This window comes from Massilia sp. 01N410, assembly GCF_056399665.1.
This window is the reverse complement of the sequence record NZ_JBFTRV010000051.1, coordinates 1-944: the sequence shown is the minus strand read 5'-3', so window position 1 is coordinate 944 and position 944 is coordinate 1. Positions and strand designations below refer to the sequence as shown.

The following is a 944-nucleotide window of genomic DNA, read 5'->3' as shown; positions in this document are numbered from 1 at the left end:
GTGTGCGCGTTAATTATGTGAACTGAAACGGGTTGCGCAGGTCATACGCATTGTCGAGTTAACTCATGTGGAGTGACGATGCCGGGCCCGACCTTCGATCAACTGTTCGGCTTGTTAACGGCGGCAAGCCTGGCTACCCCGGACGTGGCACGGCTGCGGGAATGGATCGCGAGCATCGCGCACCCTGGTGCATGCATCGCTCTGATCGAACAAGCCGCCGCCGGACGGCCGTGTCCGCATTGTGGCTGTCTCCGCAAACACCGCTGCGGCCAGGCGAGCGGCCTGCAGCGTTTTCGATGTCTCGGCTGCCGGCGCAGCCATAACGCGTTGACGGGCACACCGCTCGCGCGCCTGCGCAAGAAGGCATGCTGGCTGTCTTACCTGCAATGCGTGCTCGAGTCGCGCACGGTCCGCGACGCCGCGCGCGTGGTCGGCGTGGATCGCACGACCAGCTTCCGCTGGCGCCACCGRTTCGTGCCTGGCGCCATGCGGGATCGGCCGAGCTCGCTCACCGCCATCGTCGAAGCCGATGAAACCTATCGCCTCGAGTCGCAGAAGGGGTCGCGCACGCTGACGCGCCGGCCGAGAAAGCGSGGCGGCGTGGCGGCGCGACGTGGYATCAACCAGSAGCACGACTGCCTGCTCGTCGCCCGCGACCGTAGTGGCCAGACMCTYGATTTTCAYACCGGTCGTGGCCAGGTTACCGCCGCTCAACTGGATCATTGTCTTCGGCCAGTGCTCGCTGCCGACGTGTTGCTGGTCAGCGATGGCGCGCTCGCTTATCGCCGCTTTGCCGCGCGCTCAGGTATCGCGCATGCGTGGGTGAACRTGCAGGCGGGAGAGCGCACACGCGGCGCGATCCACGTGCAAAACGTGAACGGCTGGCATAGCCGGTTCAAGAGCTGGCTGGTGCGGTTTCGCGGCGTGGCAAGCCGTTACCTGAT

The 944-nt window shown here is 65.4% G+C and carries 1 protein-coding gene; it reads left to right on the top strand.

The features are described from left to right. Positions 1 to 78 precede the first annotated feature (78 nt). A partial coding sequence (locus tag AC1DOP_RS27160) for an IS1595 family transposase (RefSeq protein WP_477254395.1) occupies positions 79 to 944 on the top strand: 866 nt, incomplete at its 3' end.